This is a genomic window from Actinosynnema sp. NPDC023587 (genome assembly GCF_040640215.1).
Lineage (GTDB): Bacteria > Actinomycetota > Actinomycetes > Mycobacteriales > Pseudonocardiaceae > Actinosynnema.
The window spans coordinates 72,646-91,561 of record NZ_JBFABG010000016.1; the positions used below are offsets into that span (position 1 = coordinate 72,646).

The window sequence follows — 18,916 nt, forward strand, 5'->3', positions numbered from 1 at the left end:
GCGCACGCCCACACGGAGGTCACCATCAACCAGCACACCGCGGACGCCACGGCTCCGCACGTTCCCCGACCCCGGCCCGCCGCACCGCGCCACGCGGTGCGGGTGGTCGGCCGCCTGGACCAGCCGGCGCTGGCGGCGGCCTTCACCGCCCTGCTCGACCGCCACCCCGCGCTGCGCCCCGGCACGCTCGCGGAGGGCTTCGCCGCCGGGGGTGCCTCGGAGGCGGAACGCCTGGCGGCGCAGCTCCTCGTGAGCGCGGCGGCGCGCACGTCGTCGGCGGTGGTGGTCCACACCTCGGCCGAGGACCACCTGGTGGTGCTGGCGACGGCGGGGCACGACGCGGCGGCGCTGGTCGCGGAGTGGGAGGCGCTGTACCGGGCGGCGGTGACCGAACCGCAGACCCGGCCCGCTGTGCGGTCGGCTTCTGTGCGGTCATCTTCTGTGCGGTCGCCTTCTGGGTGGTCGCCTTGTGGGTGGCAGCCACCGGGCGGGGAGCCGGCCGGCGAGCTCGTGCCGGTGCCCGTGTCGGTGGCCGGGCAGGCCGCCCGCACGCCGGACGCGGTCGCGGTGCGGCACGGGGACGTCCGGCTCACCTACGCCGAGCTGCGGGCGCGGGTGCTGGAGCTCGCCGCGCACCTGGCCGGGCACGGGGTGGGGCCCGGCTCGCTGGTGGCCGTCGCCCTCCCCCGGGGCGTCGACCTGGTCGCCGCGCTGCTGGCCGTGCTGGAGACCGGGGCGGCCTACCTGCCGCTCGACCCGACCCACCCGCGCGACCGGCTGCGCCGCGTGCTGGCCGACGCGGACGTGACGGCGGTCGTCGCCGAGGACGCCTTCGCCGGCCACCGCGTGCTCCGACCGGCCGACGCGCCCGCCGGCGGGTCCGCCGCACTGCCCCCGCTCTCCCCCGACGACCTCGCCTACGTGATCTACACATCGGGCTCGACCGGCACGCCCAAGGGCGTGGCCGTGGCGCACGGCGCGCTGGCGAACCTGCTGGCGTCGATGCGCGAACGCCCCGGGCTCGCCCCCGGCGCGCTGTTCCCGGCGGTCACGACGGTGTCGTTCGACATCTCGGCGCTGGAGCTGTTCCTGCCGCTGGTGGTCGGCGCGACGGTGGTCGTGGTCGACAGCGCCGACGCCCGCGACCCGGACCGGCTGGCGGCGCTGGTGACCGCGCTGGACGCGCGGGTCATGCAGGCCACGCCGACGACGTGGCGGCTGCTGCTGGACTCGGGCTGGCGGCCCCCGCCGGGGTTCACCGCGCTGTCCGGCGGCGAGAAGCTGCCGCCGGCGGTGGCGGCAGCGCTCGGCGACGCCTGGGACCTGTACGGCCCGACCGAGACGACCGTCTGGTCCTCGGCCGCCCGGCTGGCCGCCGGGCGGGTGGTCGACTTCGCGCCGGTCGCGCGCACCGCGTTGCACGTGCTGGACGAGGACGGCCGCCCCACGACCACCGGCGAGCTGCACATCGGCGGCGTCGGGGTGGCGCTGGGCTACCTCCGCCGGCCCGCGCTGACCGCCGCCCGGTTCGTGCCCGACCCGCACGGCGCGCCCGGCGCGCGCCGGTACCGGACCGGCGACGTGGCGCGCCGCCACGACGACGGCCGGATCGAGGTGCTGGGCCGCTCCGACGACCAGCTCAAGATCCGCGGCCACCGGGTGGAACCCGCCGAGGTCGAGGCCGTGCTGGCGGCGCACCCGGACGTGCGGGCCGCCGTGGTGCGCGCGGTGCCCGGTCCCGCCGGCGACCCCCGGCTGGTCGGGTACGTGACCGGGCCGCCGACGCCGGCGGGGCTGCGGGCGTGGTGCGCCCGCGCGCTGCCCGACTACCTGGTGCCGGCCGTGGTCGTGGTGGTGGACTCGTTCCCGACCACCGCCAACGGCAAGGTCGACCGCGCCGCGCTGCCGGTGCCGGCGGCGGACCGGGCGGACGTCGGGCGCGCGCCGCGCGGTGCCGCCGAGGAGGCCGTGGCGGCGGTGTTCGCCGACGTGCTCGGGGTGGCCGTCGGCGCGGACGACGACTTCTTCGCCCTGGGCGGGGATTCGCTGCTGGCGATGCGGGCCGTGGTCCGGCTGCGCGACCGGTTCGCGGTGGACCTGACCGACGTGTTCACCGAGCGCACGGTCGCGCGGCTGGCCCTGAGGCCCGCCGGCACCGCCGGGGTGATCGCGCCCGCGCCGGCCGGTCCCGCCGTGCTGTCGTTCGCGCAGCGGGGGGTGTGGCTGGCCGACCGGCTCGGCGCGACCACCGCCTACCACGAGCCGTTCGCCGTGCGGGTGCCCGAACCGTTCGACCACGCCGCCGTGGAGCGCGCCCTGGCCGTGGTGGTGGCCCGGCACGAGGTGCTGCGCACCCGGTACGTGACGGGGCCGGACGGCGACCCGGTGCAGGTCGTCGACCCGCCCGCGCCGGTGCCGCTGGACGTGCGGGACGCGGAGGCGTTCTTCGCCCACGAGCTGCGACGGCCGTTCGACCTGTCCGCCGAGACCCCGTTGCGGGCCGCCGTCGACGGTCGCCGGCTGCTGGTCGTCGCGCACCACATCGCCGTGGACGACCGGTCGCTGGAGGTCCTCGAACACGAGTTCGGCGAGGCCTATCGCGGCCGGCCGCTGCCGGAGGTGCCGGTGCGGTACGCCGATTTCGCGCGGTGGCAACGTGATCGCCTGTCCGACGTGCGGCCGGAGCGGGCCGCCGGGCCGGGGTTCGCCGAACTGCCCGCCGACCGGCCGCGCGCGGCGGACCGGACCGCCGGGGTGGTCCGCTACCCGCTGCCCGCGCCGCTGGTCTCGGCGCTCACCGCGCTGGGCCGCGCGCTCGGCGCGACCGCGTTCACCGCCCAGTTCGCCGCCTTCGCGGCGCTGCTGGCGCGGCACACCGGGGGCACCGACATCCGGGTGGGCGTGCCGGTGGCCGGCCGGGACCGGCCGGAGCTCCAGGACCTCGTCGGGCTGTTCGCCGACACGGCCGTGCTCGGCGTGGACCTGGCGGACCGGCCGACGTTCCGCGAGGTGGTCGGGCGGGTGCGGGACGCGGCCCCGGACGCCTACCGGGAAGCGGCACTGCCCTACGAGCTGCGGGCGGCGGGCGACCGGCTGTTCCAGGTCGTGTTCACCGCGCACAGCAGGCCCGTCCTGCCGGTGCCCGCCCCGGTGGCCGCGAAGTTCGACCTCGGCTGGCACCTCACGCCGGACGTCGACGGCGGCGTGGAGGTGCGCGTCGAGTACGCCTCGGCGCTGTTCGACGAGGCCACGGTCGCCCGCCTGGCCCGGCACCACGTGGCGTTGCTGCGCGCGCTGGTCGCCGACCCCGACGTGCCCGTCACGGCGGTGTCGCTGCTCGGCAACGGCGACGAGGGCGAGGGCGACGCGGTGCGGGCGCTGGGCCGGGGACCGGCGGCGGTCGGGACGGCGGAGACCGTGCACGGGCTCATCGCCGCCCGCGCGGCCACCACGCCGGACGCCGTCGCGGTCGAGTCCGGCGACGAGCGGGTCACGTTCGCCGAGCTCGACGCGCGCGCCAACCGGCTGGCGCACCGGCTGGTCGCGCGGGGCGCGGCACCCGGCGAGCACGTCGTGGTGCGGTTGCCGCGCACGCCCGAGCTGGTCGTGACCCTGCTGGCGGTGCTCAAGACCGGCGCGGCGTACGTGCCGCTCGACCCCGCCCACCCCGACGAGCGGCTGCGCCGGGTGGTGGCCGACACCCGGGCGGTCGTCGTGGTGGACGGCCCCGGCTCCGTGCCGGGGACCGCCGGCGCGCCCGACACCCCGCCCCCGGTCGAGGTCGGGCCGGACGACCTGGCCTACACCGTCTACACCTCGGGTTCCACCGGCGAGCCCAAGGGCGCGATGGTCACCCACGGCGGCCTGGCCAACTACGCGGTCTGGGCGGCGGCCGCGCTGGAGCCCGGCGACGGGTCGCCGCTGCACACCTCCCTCGCCCACGACCTGGCGCTGACCGCGCTGTACCCGCCGCTGGTGGCCGGCGCGGCGGTCGTCCTCGCGCCGGAGGGCGGCCCCGGCGTGGCGGCGCTGGCCGGGTTGTTGGCGCACCGGGCGTTCGGGCTGCTCAAGCTCACGCCCACGCACCTGGACCTGCTCGCGGCCACCGGCACGCCGGTGCGGGCGCGGCGGCTGGTGGTCGGCGGCGAGCGCTTGCGCGGCGAGCAGCTCGCGGCGCTCGACCCGGACACCGTCGTGGTGAACAGCTACGGCCCCACCGAGACGACGATCGCGTGCGCGACGCACGAGGCGCGGGCGGGCGCGGTGCCGGCCGGGCCCGTCCCGATCGGCGGGCCGCTGCCCGGCGTGGACCTGCACGTGCTGGACGAGTCCGGGCACGTGCCCGTCGGCGTGGTCGGCGAACTGCACGTCGGCGGGGTCGGCGTCGGGCGCGGCTACCTGGGCCGGCCGGGCGCGACCGCGCGGAGCTTCGTCCCCGATCCCTTCGGCGCGCCGGGCGCGCGGCTGTACCGCACCGGGGACCTGGCGCGGTGGCGGGCGGACGGGAGCCTGGAGTTCGTCGGCCGGCTGGACGACCAGCTCAAGCTGAACGGGCACCGGATCGAGCCGGGCGAGGTCGAGGCGGCGCTGACCGCCCACGCCGGGGTGCGGGCCGCCGCCGTCGGCGCGTCCGGCGCGGGCCTGGCGGCCTACGTGGTGGCGGCCGGCGTGGACGCGGCGGCGCTGCGGCGGCACCTGGCCGAGCGGCTGCCCCGCCACCTGGTGCCCGACCGGTGGGCGTTCCTCGACGCGCTCCCCCTGCTGCGCAACGGGAAGCTGGACCGGCGCGGGCTGGCGTCGATCCCGGTCGCCGCCGCCCGGACCGAGGAGCACGTCGCGCCCGCGACGCCCGCCGAGGTGGCGATCGCCGAGCTGTGGGCGGCGGAGCTGGGGGTGGACCGGCCCGGTGCCCGGGACGGGTTCGTCGAGCTGGGCGGCCAGTCGCTGTCGGCCGTGCGGATCGCCACCCGGGTCGGCGCGCACTTCGGCGTGCCGGTGACGGCGGGCGACGTCTTCGCCGCCCGGACCGTGGCGGCGCTGGCCGCCCTCGTCGGGTCCCGGGCGCGGGCGGCGCTGGCCGCCGCGTTCGGCGACGGGCCGGCGGACACCGGGGCCGTGGTGCCCGCCGAGGCCGTGGCCGAGGACCCCGTGGTGCCGGTGCCGCGAACCGACAACGTGCCGCTGTCGCCCGCCCAGCGCGGGTTGTGGCTGCTCGACCAGCTCGGCGACCGGGACGTCGACTACCTGATGATGACCGCGCTGCGGCTGCGCGGGGCGCTCGACGTCCCGGCCCTGCGCGCGGCGCTGACCTCGGTCGTGGCGCGGCACGAGGTGCTGCGCACCCGCTACCCCGTCGGGCCGGACGGGGACCCGGTGCAGGTCGTGGACGCGCCCGCCCCGGTCGTCCCGGTCGTGGAGGACGACGACCCGCAGCGGGTGCTGGCCGAGGAGCTGTCCCGCCCGGTGGACCTGGCGGCCGGGCCGGTGCTGCGCGCCCGGCTGGTCCGGGTCGCCGACGACGAGCACGTGCTGTCCCTGGTGGTGCACCACATCACCGCCGACGGCTGGTCCACCGACGTGCTGGCGGTCGAGCTGGACGCCGCCTACCGGGGGGTCGCGCTGCCGCCGCTGCCCGTCCAGTACGCGGACTACGCGGTGTGGCGCGCCCGGCGGGTGGCCGGCCCGGAGGTCGGGCGGCTGCGCGAGCACTGGCGCACGAACCTGGCCGGGCTCACCCCGACCGAGCTGCCCGCCGACCGGCCCCGGCCGCCGGTCCGCGACGCGCGCGGCGACACCGCCCGGTTCACCGTGCCCCCGGCGCTGGCCGGGCGGGTCGACCGGTTCGGCCGGACCCTCGGCGCGACGCCGTTCATGACGTTGCTGGCCGGGTTCTTCGCGCTGCTGGGCCACTACACCGACAAGGACGACCTGGCGGTCGGCGCGCCCGTGGCGGGCCGCGACCGCCCGGAGGTGCAGGGCCTGGTCGGCTACTTCGTCAACACCGTGGTGCTGCGGGTCGACCTCGCCGACGGCCCCGGCTTCGGCGCACTCGTGACCCGGCTGCGGGACACCGCGCTGGCCGCCTACGCGCACGCCGAGGTGCCGTTCGAGCAGGTGGTGGAGGACCTGGCCCCGGAGCGCGACCTGTCCCGGACCCCGCTGTTCCAGCTCTTCTTCGCGGTGCGCGAGGCCGGTGACGAGCGCTTCCGGCTGTCCGGTGTGGACGTCGAGCCGGAGCCGGCCCCGTGGCGCACGGCCAAGTTCGACTTCCTGGTGGAGCTGACCCGACGACCGGACGGCGGCTTCGACGGCGTGGTCGAGTACGCCACCTCGCTGTTCGACGCCGGCACGCCGCGCCGGGTCGCGGCCCACTACGTGCGGCTGCTCGACGCGCTGGTGGCCGAGCCGGACCGGCCGGTGCGGCGGCTGCCGGTCCTGTCGGCGGAGGAGCGCCGGACGATCGTGCACGCGTGGAACGACACCGCGCGCGAGCCGGCCCCGTGCGTGCCCGAGCGGATCTGGGCGCAGGCCCGGCGCACCCCGGACGCGCTCGCCGTGACCGGCGACGAGGGCCGGCTGACCTACGCCGAGCTCGACGCGCGGGTCGCCCGGCTGGCCCACCACCTGGCGGCGCGGGGGATCGGCGCGGAGGACGTGGTGGCGGTGTGCCTGCCGCGCGGGGTGGACCTGCTGGTGTCCGTCCTGGCGGTGAACCGGGCGGGCGCGGCCTACCTGCCGCTGGACCCCGACCACCCCGCCGACCGGCAGGCGTTCATGCTCGCGGATTCGGCCGCGCGCCTGGTGGTCGCGTGGACCCCGCCCGCGCCCGGCGCGCCGGTGCTGCGCCCGGACGACCCGGACGTCGCGGCGCGGCCCGCCGTCACCGCGCCGTTCACCACCGACCGGGACACCCTGGCCTACGTCATCTACACCTCCGGGTCGACCGGCAAGCCCAAGGGCGTCGCCCTGCCGCACCACGGCATCGCCAACCAGATCGCGTGGAAGACCGAGGGCGTGGGCGTGCACCCGTCCGACCGGGTGCTGTTCAAGACCGCGATCACGTTCGACGCGGCCGGGTGGGAGATGTTCGCGCCGCTGGTGAACGGCGGGGTCGTGGTGATCGCGCCGCCCGGCGTGGAGCGCGACCCCGCCGCGATGGTCGACGTGATCGCCCGGCTGCGGCCGACCGTGCTCCAGGTGGTGCCCTCGTTCCTGCGCCCGCTGGTCGACGAGCCCGGCATCGGCCGGTGCGGGTCGCTGCGGATGATCTACTCGGCCGGCGAGGCGCTGCCCGCCGACGTCGGCCGGCGGTTGCGCGCCGAGCTGCCCGGCACCGAGCTGGTCAACGGCTACGGCCCGACCGAGGCCTCCATCGAGGTGACCTCGTGGACCTGCGGCGAGGGCGACGCGGGCGTGGTGCCGATCGGCTACCCCGGCTTCAACGTGCGCATGGCGGTCGCGACGGCGGACGGCCGGACCGCGCCCGTCGGCGTGCCCGGCCACCTGCACATCGCCGGTGAGAGCCTGGCGCGCGGCTACCTGGGCCGCCCGGCGCTGACGGCGGCGGTGTTCGTGCCGGACCCGGACGGGCCGCCCGGCTCGCGCACCTACCGGACCGGCGACCTGGCCCGCTACCGCGCCGACGGCGCGCTGGAGTACCTGGGCCGGCTGGACCACCAGGTGAAGATCCGGGGCGTCCGGGTCGAGCCCGGCGAGGTCGAGACGGTGCTGGCCGAGCACGAGGGCGTCGCCTCGGCGGTCGTGACCACGCCGGACGGGCCGGACGGGCAGCCGCGCCTGGTGGCCTACGTCGTGGACGCCGCCCGCCCGGCGTCGGACGGCGAACTCCGGGAGCACCTGCTGGCCCGGCTGCCGGAGCACTACGCGCCCTCGGTGGTCGTCCGGCTCGACCGGCTGCCCACGGCCCCCAGCGGCAAGGTGGACCGCAACGCGCTGCCCCCGGCGGACCTGGCGGCGCGCGCGGGCGGGAGCACCCCGCCGCGCACGCCGGAGGAGAAGCTCGTCGCCGGCATCTGGACCGGGGTGCTGGGCGTGCCCGAGGTCGGCGTGGACGACGACTTCTTCGAGCTGGGCGGGCACTCGCTGGTCGCCGGCCGGGTCGCCAACCGGGTGCGCGCGATCACCGGCGTGGACCTGCCGCTGCGCGCGGTGTTCGAGCACCGGACCGTCGCGCGGCTGGCGGCGGTGCTCGCCCGGCACGCGGGCGGGACGGTCGAACCGGACCCGATCACGGCCCGGGAGGTCGACGGGCCGCGCGCGCTGTCCTTCGCGCAGCAGCGCCTGTGGTTCCTCGACCGGCTCTCGCCGGGCACCTCCGAGTACCACATGACGTGGGCGCTGCGGCTGCGCGGCGAGCTCGACCGGGGCGCTTTCACCGGCGCGGTGCGCGACCTGCTGAGCAGGCACGAGGTGTTGCGCACCCGCTACCCCGTCGACGGCGCGGGTGAGCCGGCGCAGGTGGTCGGGCCGCCGGTCGACCTCCTGGTGACCGACCTGACCGGGCAGGCCGAGCGGGACGCCGAAGCGGTGCTGCGCACCGTGGCCGAGACGCCGTTCGACCTGGCGGACGCGCCGCCGGTGCGCCCGCACCTGATCCGGCTGGCCGCCGACCACCACCTGTTCGTGCTGGTGCTGCACCACATCGCGGGCGACGCGCGGTCCGAGGAGGTGCTGGCCCGCGACCTGGCCGGGCACTACCGGGCCCGGCTGGCCGGCGACCCGCCCACGACCACCCCGCCCGTGCGCTACGCGGACTACGCGGACTGGCAGCGGGACCGGCTGGCGGGCGCGGCGGCCCGGCGGGAGCTCGCGGCCTGGCGGGAGAGGCTGGCCGGGCTGAACCCGGTCGAGCTGCCCGCCGACCGGCCCCGGCCCCCGCGACGCGACGGGCGCGGCTCGACCGTGGAGTTCGCCGTGCCGGCGGCGGTGGCCGCACCGCTGGCGGCGTTGGGGCGTCGGCGCGGCGCGACCCCGTTCATGGTGTTCCTCGCGGTGTTCGACGCGTTGCTGGCGCGGCACACCGGTGGCGTGGACGTGGCCGTGGGCACGCCGGTCGCCGGTCGGGTGCGGCCCGAGCTGGAGCACGTGGTCGGGTTCTTCGTCAACACGGTGGTGCTGCGCACCGACCTGTCCGGCGACCCGACCTTCCGCGAGCTGGTCGACCGGGTCGCGGAGACCGCGCTCGACGCGTTCAGCCACGACGAGATCCCGTTCGAGCGGCTGGTCGAGGAGCTCGCGCCGGACCGGGACCCGGCCCGCACGCCGCTGTTCGACGTGATGTTCGAGCTCACCGGGGACCGGGCGCGGGAACCGGAGCTGCCCGGTGTCGAGGTGCGGCGGGTGCGGGTGCCGCGCACGACGGCCAAGTTCGACCTGACCGTGGCGCTGACCGCCGACGGCGCGGGCGGCTACCGGGGCGAGGTCGAGTACGCGCACGCGCTGTTCGACCGGACCACCGCGCGCCGGCTGGCCGAGCGGTTCGTGACGCTGGCCGGCAGCGCGGCGGCCGACCCGGAACGGCGGCTGGGCGAGCTCGACGTGCTCGGTGCCGCCGAACGGGACCTGGTGACCCGCGAGTGGCGCGGCACCCCGTGGCACGGCCCGGCGGAGACGGTGGCGGGCGCGTTCGCCGACCGCGTCGCCGCCACCCCGGACGCCGTGGCCCTGGACGACGGGCGCGAGCGCCGGACGTTCGCCGAGCTCGCGGCAGCCGCCGCGCCCGTGGCGGACCGGCTCGTGGCGGCGGGCGTCGGGCCGGAGCGCCCGGTGGCCGTGGTGCTCCCCCGGTCGTCGGCGGCGGTGGTCGCGCTGGTGGCCGTGCTGCGCAGCGGCGGGGTGTTCGCATCGCTCGACCCGGACGCTCCCCCGGAGCGCCTGGCGGCGCTGCTCGGCGGCCTCGCCCCGGCTGCGGTCCTCACCGACCGGGCGACCCGGGCGCGGCTCGCCGACCTCGCCGGCACCCGGTCGCTGCCGGCGGACCTGGCCACCGCCGCCGTGCTGGTCGACGCCGGGCCCACCGCGCCCCCCGCGCCACCGGCCCGCGTCCTGCCCGACCACGCGGCCTACGTCGTGCACACGTCGGGGTCGACCGGGCGTCCCAAGGGCGTGGTGGTGCCGCACCGGGCCTACGCGCACCACTGCCGGGTCGTCGCCGAGCGGTACGACATCCGGCCCGGTGACCGGGTCGTGCTGCTGGCGGCGCTCGGGTTCGACGTGGCGATGGACCAGATCATGGCCACGCTGCTCGCGGGCGCGACGGTGGTGGTCGGCCCGACCCGGTTCTGGGCCCCGGCCGAACTGCCGGACCGGGTGGCCGGGCTCGGCGTGACGCACGTGGAGATCACCCCGGCCTACTACCGCGAGGTGATGGACCACGTGGTGCCCGGCGATCCCCGGCTGGCCGGGTTGCGGCTGGTCAACGTGGGCAGCGACGTGGTCACCGCCGACGACGCGGCCCGGTGGGCGGCCACCGGTCTGCCCGCCCGGTTCCTCAACACCTACGGGCCGACCGAGGCGACGGTCACCAGCGTCGCCCACGAGGTCACCCGCGCCGAGCGGCCCGGCATGACCCTGCCGATCGGCCGGCCGCTGCCCGGCACCGAGGCGCACGTGCTGGACGCGGACCTGCGCCCGGTGCCGGCCGGGGTGCCCGGCGAGCTGTTCCTCGGCGGCGTCCGGCTGGCCCGGGGCTACCTGGGGCGCGCGGCGGCCACGGCGGCGGCGTTCGTGCCCGACCCGTTCGGCGCGGCCGGCGGCCGGCTCTACCGGACCGGGGACCTGGTGCGGCACCGGCACGACGGCGTGCTGGAGTTCCTGGGGCGGCGCGACGAGCAGGTGAAGATCCGGGGCGTCCGGGTCGAGCCGGGCGAGGTCGAGGCGGTGCTCGCCGGCCACCCGTCGGTGCGCGCGGCGGCCGTGGTGGCGCGGCGCGACGCGGCGGGCGAGCTCGGCCTGGTCGCCCACGTGGTGCCCGACGGGTCGTGGTCGGTCGCGGCGGCGCGGGCGTTCCTGCGGGAGCGGCTGCCCGAGCAGCTCGTGCCCGGCCACTTCGCCGAGCACGCCGCGCTCCCGCTGACCACCAGCGGCAAGGTCGACCGGCGGGCGTTGGCGGCGCTGGACCCCCCGGCCGCCGACCCGGTGCCCGACGAGCCGCTGGACGAGGTCGAACAGGCCGTCGCCGGTGTCTGGGCCGAGGTGCTCGGCGTGGCGGCGGTCGACCCGGCGGAGGACTTCTTCGACCTGGGCGGGCACTCGCTGCTCGCCACCCGGGTGATGGCCCGGCTGGCGCGGTTGTTCGACATGGAGATCCCGTTGCGCGTGCTGTTCGAGGCCCGCACCGTCCGGGCCCAGGCCGCGGCGCTGGTGGAGCTGGCCGAAGCGGTCCCGCACGACGTACCCACACCACCGGCGGAGGTGAGCCACGAATGAGCTCCGAGACGATCGAACAGCCGGGGTCCGCGCCGTTGTCCGGCGCGCGGCTCCTGCAAGACCGGCTGCGCAGGCAGGCCGGCGCGCGGGAGGGCGGCATCCCGGTCGTCCCGAGGGACGCGGAGCTGCCGCTGTCGTTCTCCCAGCGGCGGCTGTGGGCGGTGGACCGGGTCCGGCCGGGCGGGGTCGACTACCTGGTGACCACGGTGGTGCGGCTGCGCGGCCCGCTGGAGCGCGCGGTGCTGGCCGAGGCGTTCGGCGACGTGGTGCGCCGGCACGAGGTGCTGCGCACCCGCTACACCACCGGTGCCGACGGCGGGCCGGTGCAGGTGGTGGACGAGTCCGTCGTGGTCGAACCGGCCTACGACGACCTCGGCACCGCCGCCGACGCGGCCGACCGGCTGGCCGCCCTGGTCGAGCGGGACCGGTCGCGGCCGTTCGACCTGGAGACCGGGCCGGTGGTGCGAGGCCGGCTGGTGCGCACCGGCCCCGACGAGCACCACGTCGTGGTCGTGGTCCACCACATCGCCATGGACGCGTGGTCGAGCGGCCTGTTCGTGCGGGAGCTGGCCACCGCCTACGCCGCGCGCACCGGGCAGGCGGACGCGAACCCGGAGCCGCCGCGCGTCCAGTACGCGGATTTCGCCGCCTGGCAGCGCGACCAGGTCTCGGGTGACCGGCTGGCGCGCGGCGTGGAGCACTGGGAGCGGCGGCTGGCCGGGCTGCCGCCGCTGGAGCTCGCGGCCGACCGGCCGCGCCCGGCGCTGTGGGACGCGCGGGGCGACACGGTGGCGTTCACCGTGCCGGCCGAGGTGGTGGAGCGGGCGCGGGTGTTCGGCCGGGAGCGGGGGGCCACGCCGTTCATGGTGTACCTGGCCGCGTTCTGGGCGCTGCTCGGCCGCTACTCGGGCCAGGACGACTTCGCGGTGGGCAGCCCGGTAGCGGGACGCGGGCACGTGGACACCGAGGAGATGCTCGGCGACTTCGTGAACATGGTGGTGCTGCGGGCCGACCTGGCGGGCGAGCCGTCCTTCGGCGAGCTGGTCGAGCGGGCGCGCGACACCGCGCTCGACGCCTACGCCCACCAGGAGGTGCCCTTCGAGCGGCTGGTGGACGGCCTGGCGGCGGACCGGGACCTGTCCACGCACCCGCTGTTCCAGGTCAGCTTCGGCCAGCAGAGCACCGAGGAGCTGCGCTTCGCGGTCGGCGGGCTGGAGGGCGTGGAGGTCGAGCCGCCCTCGCGCGGCGCGAAGTTCGACCAGACCTGGACCGTCGTCCAGTCGCCGGACGGGTCGCTGTCCGGCGAGGTGACCTTCGCCCGCGCCCTGTTCGACCGCGCCACCGCGACCCGGATGGCGGTCCACTACGTGCGGCTGCTGACCGCCGGGACCGCCGACCCCGGCCGCCGGATCGGCGACCTGCCGGTGCTCGACGCGGCCGAGACCGCGTTCCTGGTGCGCCCGCCGGTCGGCGACGCCCCGGCGGGCCCCGCGCTGCACGAGCACTTCGCCGGGCACGTCCGGCGCGCGCCCGACGCGCCCGCGCTGAGCTTCGAGGACGCCCACCTGACCTATCGCGAGCTCGACGGGCGGGCCAACCGGCTGGCGCACCGGCTGCGCGGGCTCGGCGTGCGGCGCGAGACCCTGGTGGCGATCTGCCTGCCGCGCGGCGTCGAGCTGGTGGTGGCGGTGCTGGCGGTGCTCAAGGCGGGCGGCGCGTACCTGCCGCTGGACCCCGCGCACCCGGCGGACCGCATCGACTACGTGCTGGGCGACGCCGCGACCTCGGTCGTGGTGACCGACAGCGCGCTGGCGGGCCGGGTGGCCGGGCCGGAGCACGTGCTGGTGCTCGACGACCCGGCCGAACGGGCGGCGCTCGCCGCGCTGCCGGACACCGACCCCGAGGCGGGCGCGCACCCGGAGGACCTGGCGTACGTCATCTACACCTCCGGGTCGACGGGCAGGCCGAAGGGCGTCCAGGTCACGCACGCCAACGTGGTGCGGCTGCTGACCGCCACCCGGGGCGACTTCCGGTTCACCCCGGACGACGTGTGGACGCTGTTCCACTCCGCCGCCTTCGACTTCTCCGTCTGGGAGTTCTGGGGCGCGTTCCTGCACGGCGGGCGGCTGGTGGTGGTGCCCGCCGAGGTGGTCCGGTCGCCGTGGGACCTGCTCGCGCTGCTGGACCGGGAGCGCGTCACGGTGCTCAACCAGACGCCCTCGGCGTTCCGGGTGCTGGTGGAGCTCGCGGAGTCCGGCGACCCGCTGCTGGACCGGCTGGCCCTGCGGTACGTGGTCCTGGCGGGCGAGGCCGTGGACGTGACCGCGATGAGCCCGTGGTGGGCGAAGTTCGGCGACGAACCGCCGTTGGTGGTGAACATGTACGGGATCACCGAGACCACCGTGCACGTCACCTACCGGGAGCTGCGCAGCGCCGACCTGGGCGGCGACCGCAGCCCGATCGGCCGGGCGATGGGCGACCTGACCATGCACGTGCTCGACGCGGTGCAGCGACCGGTGCCGCTCGGCGTGCCCGGCGAGATCCACGTCGGCGGACCCGGCCTGGCCCGGGGCTACCTCGGCCGGCCGAGGCTGACCGCCGAGCGGTTCGTCCCGGACCCCTACGGCGGGCCGGGCGCGCGGCTGTACCGCTCCGGCGACCGGGCGCGGGTGCTGCCCGACGGCGACGTCGGCTACCTGGGCCGGCTGGACCGGCAGGTGAAGATCCGCGGTTTCCGCATCGAGCTCGGCGAGATCGAGTCGTGCCTGGCCGCCCACCCGTCGGTGGAGGCGGCGATCGCGGTCGTGCGCGAGCGGACGGCGGGCGACCGGCGGCTGATCGCCTACGTGCGGCCGGCGGCCGGCGTGGTGGACGAAGAGGAGCTGCGGGCGCACGCGGGCCTGTCGCTGCCCTCGTACATGGTGCCGCTGCGGTTCGTGCCGGTGGAGGACCTGCCGCTGACCGTGAACGGCAAGATCGACCACCGCGCGCTGCCCGACCCCGAGGGGGAGCGGGCGGAACCGGTCGGGCCGGCGGACGCCGACGAGCGGGTGATCGCCGAAGCGTGGGCGCGGGTGCTCGGGATCGGGCAGGTGGGGCGGGACGACAACTTCTTCGCCCGGGGCGGCGATTCGATCCTGGCGATCCGGCTGGTGGGCGCGCTGCGGGCGCTCGGCCGCGACCTGACCGTGCAGGACGTGTTCCGGCACCAGACCGTCGCCGGGCTGGCCCGGGTGGTCGGGACCGCGCCGAGCGCGCCGGAGCCGCCCCTGGTGGCCCCGTTCGCGCTGGTGGACCCGGCGGACCGGGAACGGCTGCCGGCGGGGCTCGTCGACGCCTACCCGATGTCGATGGTGCAGGTCGGGATGATCGCGGAGATGGTCGCCGACCGGCGGATGAACCTCTACCACAACATCACCAGCTACCTGATCCGCGACGCCGGCGGGTTCCGGCTGCCGGCGCTGGTGGCGGCGACGCGGGAGGTGGTGGGGCGGCACGACGTGCTGCGCACCGCGTTCGACCCGACGTCGTTCGGCCGGCCGCTGCAACTGGTGCACGAGAACGCCGAGGTGGCGATCACCCACGAGGACCTGCGGGAGCTGCCGGAGGACGAGCGCGACGCCGTGCAGGACGCCTTCCGGGCCCGGGAGCGCGCGGCCCCGTTCGACCTGACAACGGCTCCCCTGCTGCGCTTCCACGTCCAGGAGGTGGCCGACGACCGGTGGGTGCTGCACTTCACCGAGTGCCACCCGATCCTCGACGGCTGGAGCCACAACTCGCTGCTGACCGAACTGCTCGACGTCTACCGGGCGCTGGCCGCCGGGCGCGCGGTGCCGCCCTCGCCCGCGCCGGCCGTGCGGTTCGCGGACTACATCGCGGCGGAGGCCGAGGTCGTGGCGGACCCCGCGCACCGGGACTTCTGGGCGGGGCGGATCGGCGCGGCCGAGCAGCTCGTGCTGCCGGCGGCGTGGGCCGACACCGGTGGCGAGCCGTTCTTCGAGGTGGCGCTGCCCATCGGGGACCTCGATCCGGCGTTGCGGGACTTCGCGGCGGCGACCGGGACGTCGCGCAAGAGCGTGCTGCTGGCCGCGCACCTGGCGGTCTGGCGGGCGATCAGCGGCGAGGGGCCGTTCTTCACCGGCGTGGTGTGCAACAGCCGGTTGGAGCGGGCCGGGGGCGACCTGGTGCGCGGGATGTTCCTCAACACCGTGCCGCTGGTGTCCCCCGCCGGCGCGGGCACCTGGCGGGAGCTGGTGCGCGGGGTGTTCGCCGAGGAGCTCGCGCTGTGGCCGCACCGGCGGTTCCCGCTGCCCGCGATGCAGCGCGCGTTCGGCGACGGGACCCGGTTGCTGGAGCTGAGCTTCAACTACATCGACTTCCACGTGCTGGACCGCGAGACCGTGGACGTGGGCGGCAGCGTGGACGTCAGCCCCAACGAGTTCCCGCTGGTGATCTCCACCGAGCCGGGGTCGCTGGTGTTCTCCGCGCAGTCGTCGCGGATCGGGCGGGCGCGGGTCGAGGCGGTGTCCCGGTTGTACCGCAAGGCGTTGGAGTCCCTGGTGGCCAAGCCCGACGGCGACGTGGTGCGGGCCCTGCTGCCCACCGCCGACCGGCTCGACCTGCTGGTCGAGGACGACGGGGCGCGGCGGCGGATCACGCCGCGCGAGCGGGTCGCGCCGGTCGAGCACGCCCGGCCGCGCCCCGGCGTGGAGACGGCCGTCGCCGGGGTCTTCGCCCGGGTGCTGGACCGGCCGGGGATCGGTGCCACCGACGACTTCTTCGCGCTGGGCGGCCATTCGCTGCTCATGCTGCGGATCATCCTGCGGCTGCGGGCCGACCACGGCATCGAGCTGGCGTTCCGCGACTTCGTGGAGCTGCGCACGCCGCGCGCCATCGCCGAGCGGCTCGCCTCGCGGGCACCGGCGGTGCGCAGGGCGTTGCTGTGGCTGACCCGCGAGGGCGACTTGCCGCCGCTGTTCTGCGTGCACCCCGGCGGCGGCAGCGGCCACTGGTACCGGCCGCTGGCCGAGCGGCTGGCCCCTCGGCGGCCCGTGGCGGCGCTGGAGTGGCCGGGGCTCAACGGGGAGCACGAGGACCCCGGCGACGTGGAGGGCATCGCGGCCCTGTACCTGGCGGAGATCCGGGAGGCGCGCCCGAGCGGGCCGTACGACCTGCTGGGGTGGTGCGGCGGCGGCGGCATCACGTGGGAGATCGCGCGGCGGCTGACCGAGGACGGCGAGCGGGTCCGGCTGGTGCTGCTCGACCCGGTGACCGTGCTGGAGCGGGGCGACCTGCCGACGCCCGGGGAGCTGGTGCGGTTGCGCCGGACCGAGGAGCTGCTGGCCGGGTTCGACCGGCTGGGCGAGGCGGAACGGGCGGAACTGGGCGCGTCGCTGCGCGAGGTGGTGGAGGACGACGGCGGCGTGCCGATCCTCGACGAGGAGGTCGACACCGCCTGGCTGCCCCGGGTGCGGGTGTGGCGGCAGTTGCAGGAGGCGGAACGGGCCTACCGGTTCACCGCCTTCCCCGGGTCGGTGGACCTGGTGGTGTGCGACGAACTGGCCGAGGGCAGGCACGTGGCGATCGTCGGCCGCGCCTACCGCGACTACCTGCGCGACTGGGAGCGGTTCGCGGCCGGCGGGGTCCGGCTGCACCGGGTGCCGGGCGACCACCTCGGGGTGCTGCGCGAACCGCACGTGGCCCGGCTGGCGGCCGAGGTGACCGAGATCCTGGAGGAGTCGTGACCCGACCGCTGGTGGTGGTGCTGGGCGCGTCCGGCTTCCTCGGCACGGCGATCGCCGCCGAGCTCGCCGGGCACCCCGTGCGGCTGCGGCTGGTGGCCCGCCGGCCGGTCGTCGGACCGGCCGGGGCCGAGGTGCGGCGGGTCGACCTGACCGGACCCGGCGCGGTCGCCGAGGCCGTCGCCGGTGCCGACGTGGTGGTCAACCTCGTGGCGCACATCGAGGGCGCGTCGACCTGGCGCGTGGACGAGGGCGACACCGCCGCCGAGCGGGTGAACGTGGGCGTGGCGCGGGACCTCGTCGACGCGCTGCGCGCCCGGCGCGGTGCTCCCCCGCCCGTGGTGCTGTTCGCCGGGTCGCTCTCGCAGGTCGGCAGGTCGACCGGGCCGTTGTCGGGCACCGAGGAGGACCGGCCGGTCACCGCCTACGACCGGCAGAAGACGACCGTCGAGCGGATGCTGTTCGAGGCGGGCGGCGCGGGCGTGCTGCGCGGGATCGTGCTGCGGCTGGGCACGGTGTACGGGCGCGGCAGCGTGCCGCCGGAGCTGGAGCACGGCGTGGTGTCGGGGATGGCGCGGCGGGCGCTGGCCGGGCAGCCGCTGACGGTGTGGGGCGACGGCCTGGTGCGGCGGGACCTGGTGTGCGTGGAGGACGTGGCGCGCGCGTTCGCCGCCGCCCTCGGGCACGCCGACGCGCTGGCCGGGCGGCACTGGCTGATCGGCACCGGCGAGCCGGTCGCGGTGGTGGACCTGTTCTCGATGATCGCCGAGGCGGTGGCCGAGCGGACCGGCGCGCCGGCCGTGCCGGTCGAGCGGGTGGAGTCCGCGCACGCCGGCGACTCCGACGCGGTCGACTTCGTGGTGGGCACCTCCGCGTTCGCCGACGTGACCGGGTGGCGGCCCCGGGTGGGGCTGCGCGCGGGACTGGCGGGCGCGGTCGCGGCGCTCGCCCCGGTGGTGACCGCGTGACGGGCCCCAACCGGCGGCAGGTGATGGCGGCGGGCGCGGCGGCCGTGCCGTTGACGCTGCTGGCCGGGCCGCCCGGCCACGGCACCCCGGCGCGGTGGCGGTTCTTCACCCGGCGGGAGGCCGAGGTCGTCGTGGAGGCCACCGCCCGGCTCGTGCCGGGGCCGCGCGACGACCCCGCCGAGGCCGGGCACCCCGGCGCGCGGGAGGCCGACGTGGTGCGCTACCTCGACGTGCTGCTGTCGTCGGTCGACTTCGCGCCGGAGCGGGTGCACGCCGGCGGCCCGTGGAGCGACCGGGCCGGCGGCCGGGTCAACCACGCCGCCCGGTTCGTGCCGCTGACGGCCGTGCGGCGGATCGCGTGGGAGCGGCGGCTCGGCGGGTGGCGCACCCGCTACCGCACCGGGCTGGCGCTGCTGGACCGCCTGGCGGGCGGCTTCACCGCCGCTCCGGCGTCCACGAAGGACACCGTCCTGGCGTCCGAGGCGGCCCGCCCGTTCGTCGACCTGCTCTTCGAGCACACCATCGAGGGGATGTACGGCAACCCCGAGTACGGCGGCAACCGGGACCTGGTCGGCTGGCGGGACATCGGCTTCCCCGGCGACAGCCAGCCGACCGGCTACTCCCCCGCCGAGGTCGAGCGCTCCGACGGCCCCGACCGCGTGGAACCGAGCCCGATCGTCGCGGACTTCACCGCGTTCCTGGACAACCCCCCGGAGCAGGTCGCCGCAGCGCTGCGGCGACTGCGCCGCTGACCTCGCG

The 18,916-nt window shown here is 77.2% G+C and carries 4 protein-coding genes; all 4 read left to right on the forward strand.

What is annotated here, in order from left to right; all coding sequences use genetic code 11:
• The first annotated feature begins 96 nt into the window (after nt 1-96).
• The 4 genes from AB0G01_RS30560 to AB0G01_RS30575 are packed head-to-tail and all read left to right on the forward strand — an operon-like array spanning nt 97 to nt 18,909.
• Nucleotides 97-11,448, forward strand: coding sequence for an amino acid adenylation domain-containing protein (locus AB0G01_RS30560; RefSeq protein WP_360952655.1), 11,352 nt, complete (start codon nt 97-99; stop codon nt 11,446-11,448).
• Nucleotides 11,445-17,192: an amino acid adenylation domain-containing protein gene (locus AB0G01_RS30565; protein ID WP_360952658.1), complete on the forward strand. Its 5,748-nt coding sequence runs from the start codon at nt 11,445-11,447 to the stop codon at nt 17,190-17,192. The genes AB0G01_RS30560 and AB0G01_RS30565 overlap by 4 nt, the downstream gene beginning before the upstream one ends.
• Nucleotides 17,189-18,157, forward strand: a complete 969-nt coding sequence (locus tag AB0G01_RS30570; protein ID WP_360952661.1) for an NAD-dependent epimerase/dehydratase — start codon at nt 17,189-17,191, stop codon at nt 18,155-18,157. The genes AB0G01_RS30565 and AB0G01_RS30570 overlap by 4 nt, the downstream gene beginning before the upstream one ends.
• On the forward strand, nt 18,154-18,909 hold the full coding sequence (locus AB0G01_RS30575) for a gluconate 2-dehydrogenase subunit 3 family protein (protein ID WP_360952664.1): 756 nt from the start codon (nt 18,154-18,156) through the stop codon (nt 18,907-18,909). The genes AB0G01_RS30570 and AB0G01_RS30575 overlap by 4 nt, the downstream gene beginning before the upstream one ends.
• The last annotated feature ends 7 nt before the right edge of the window (nt 18,910-18,916 follow it).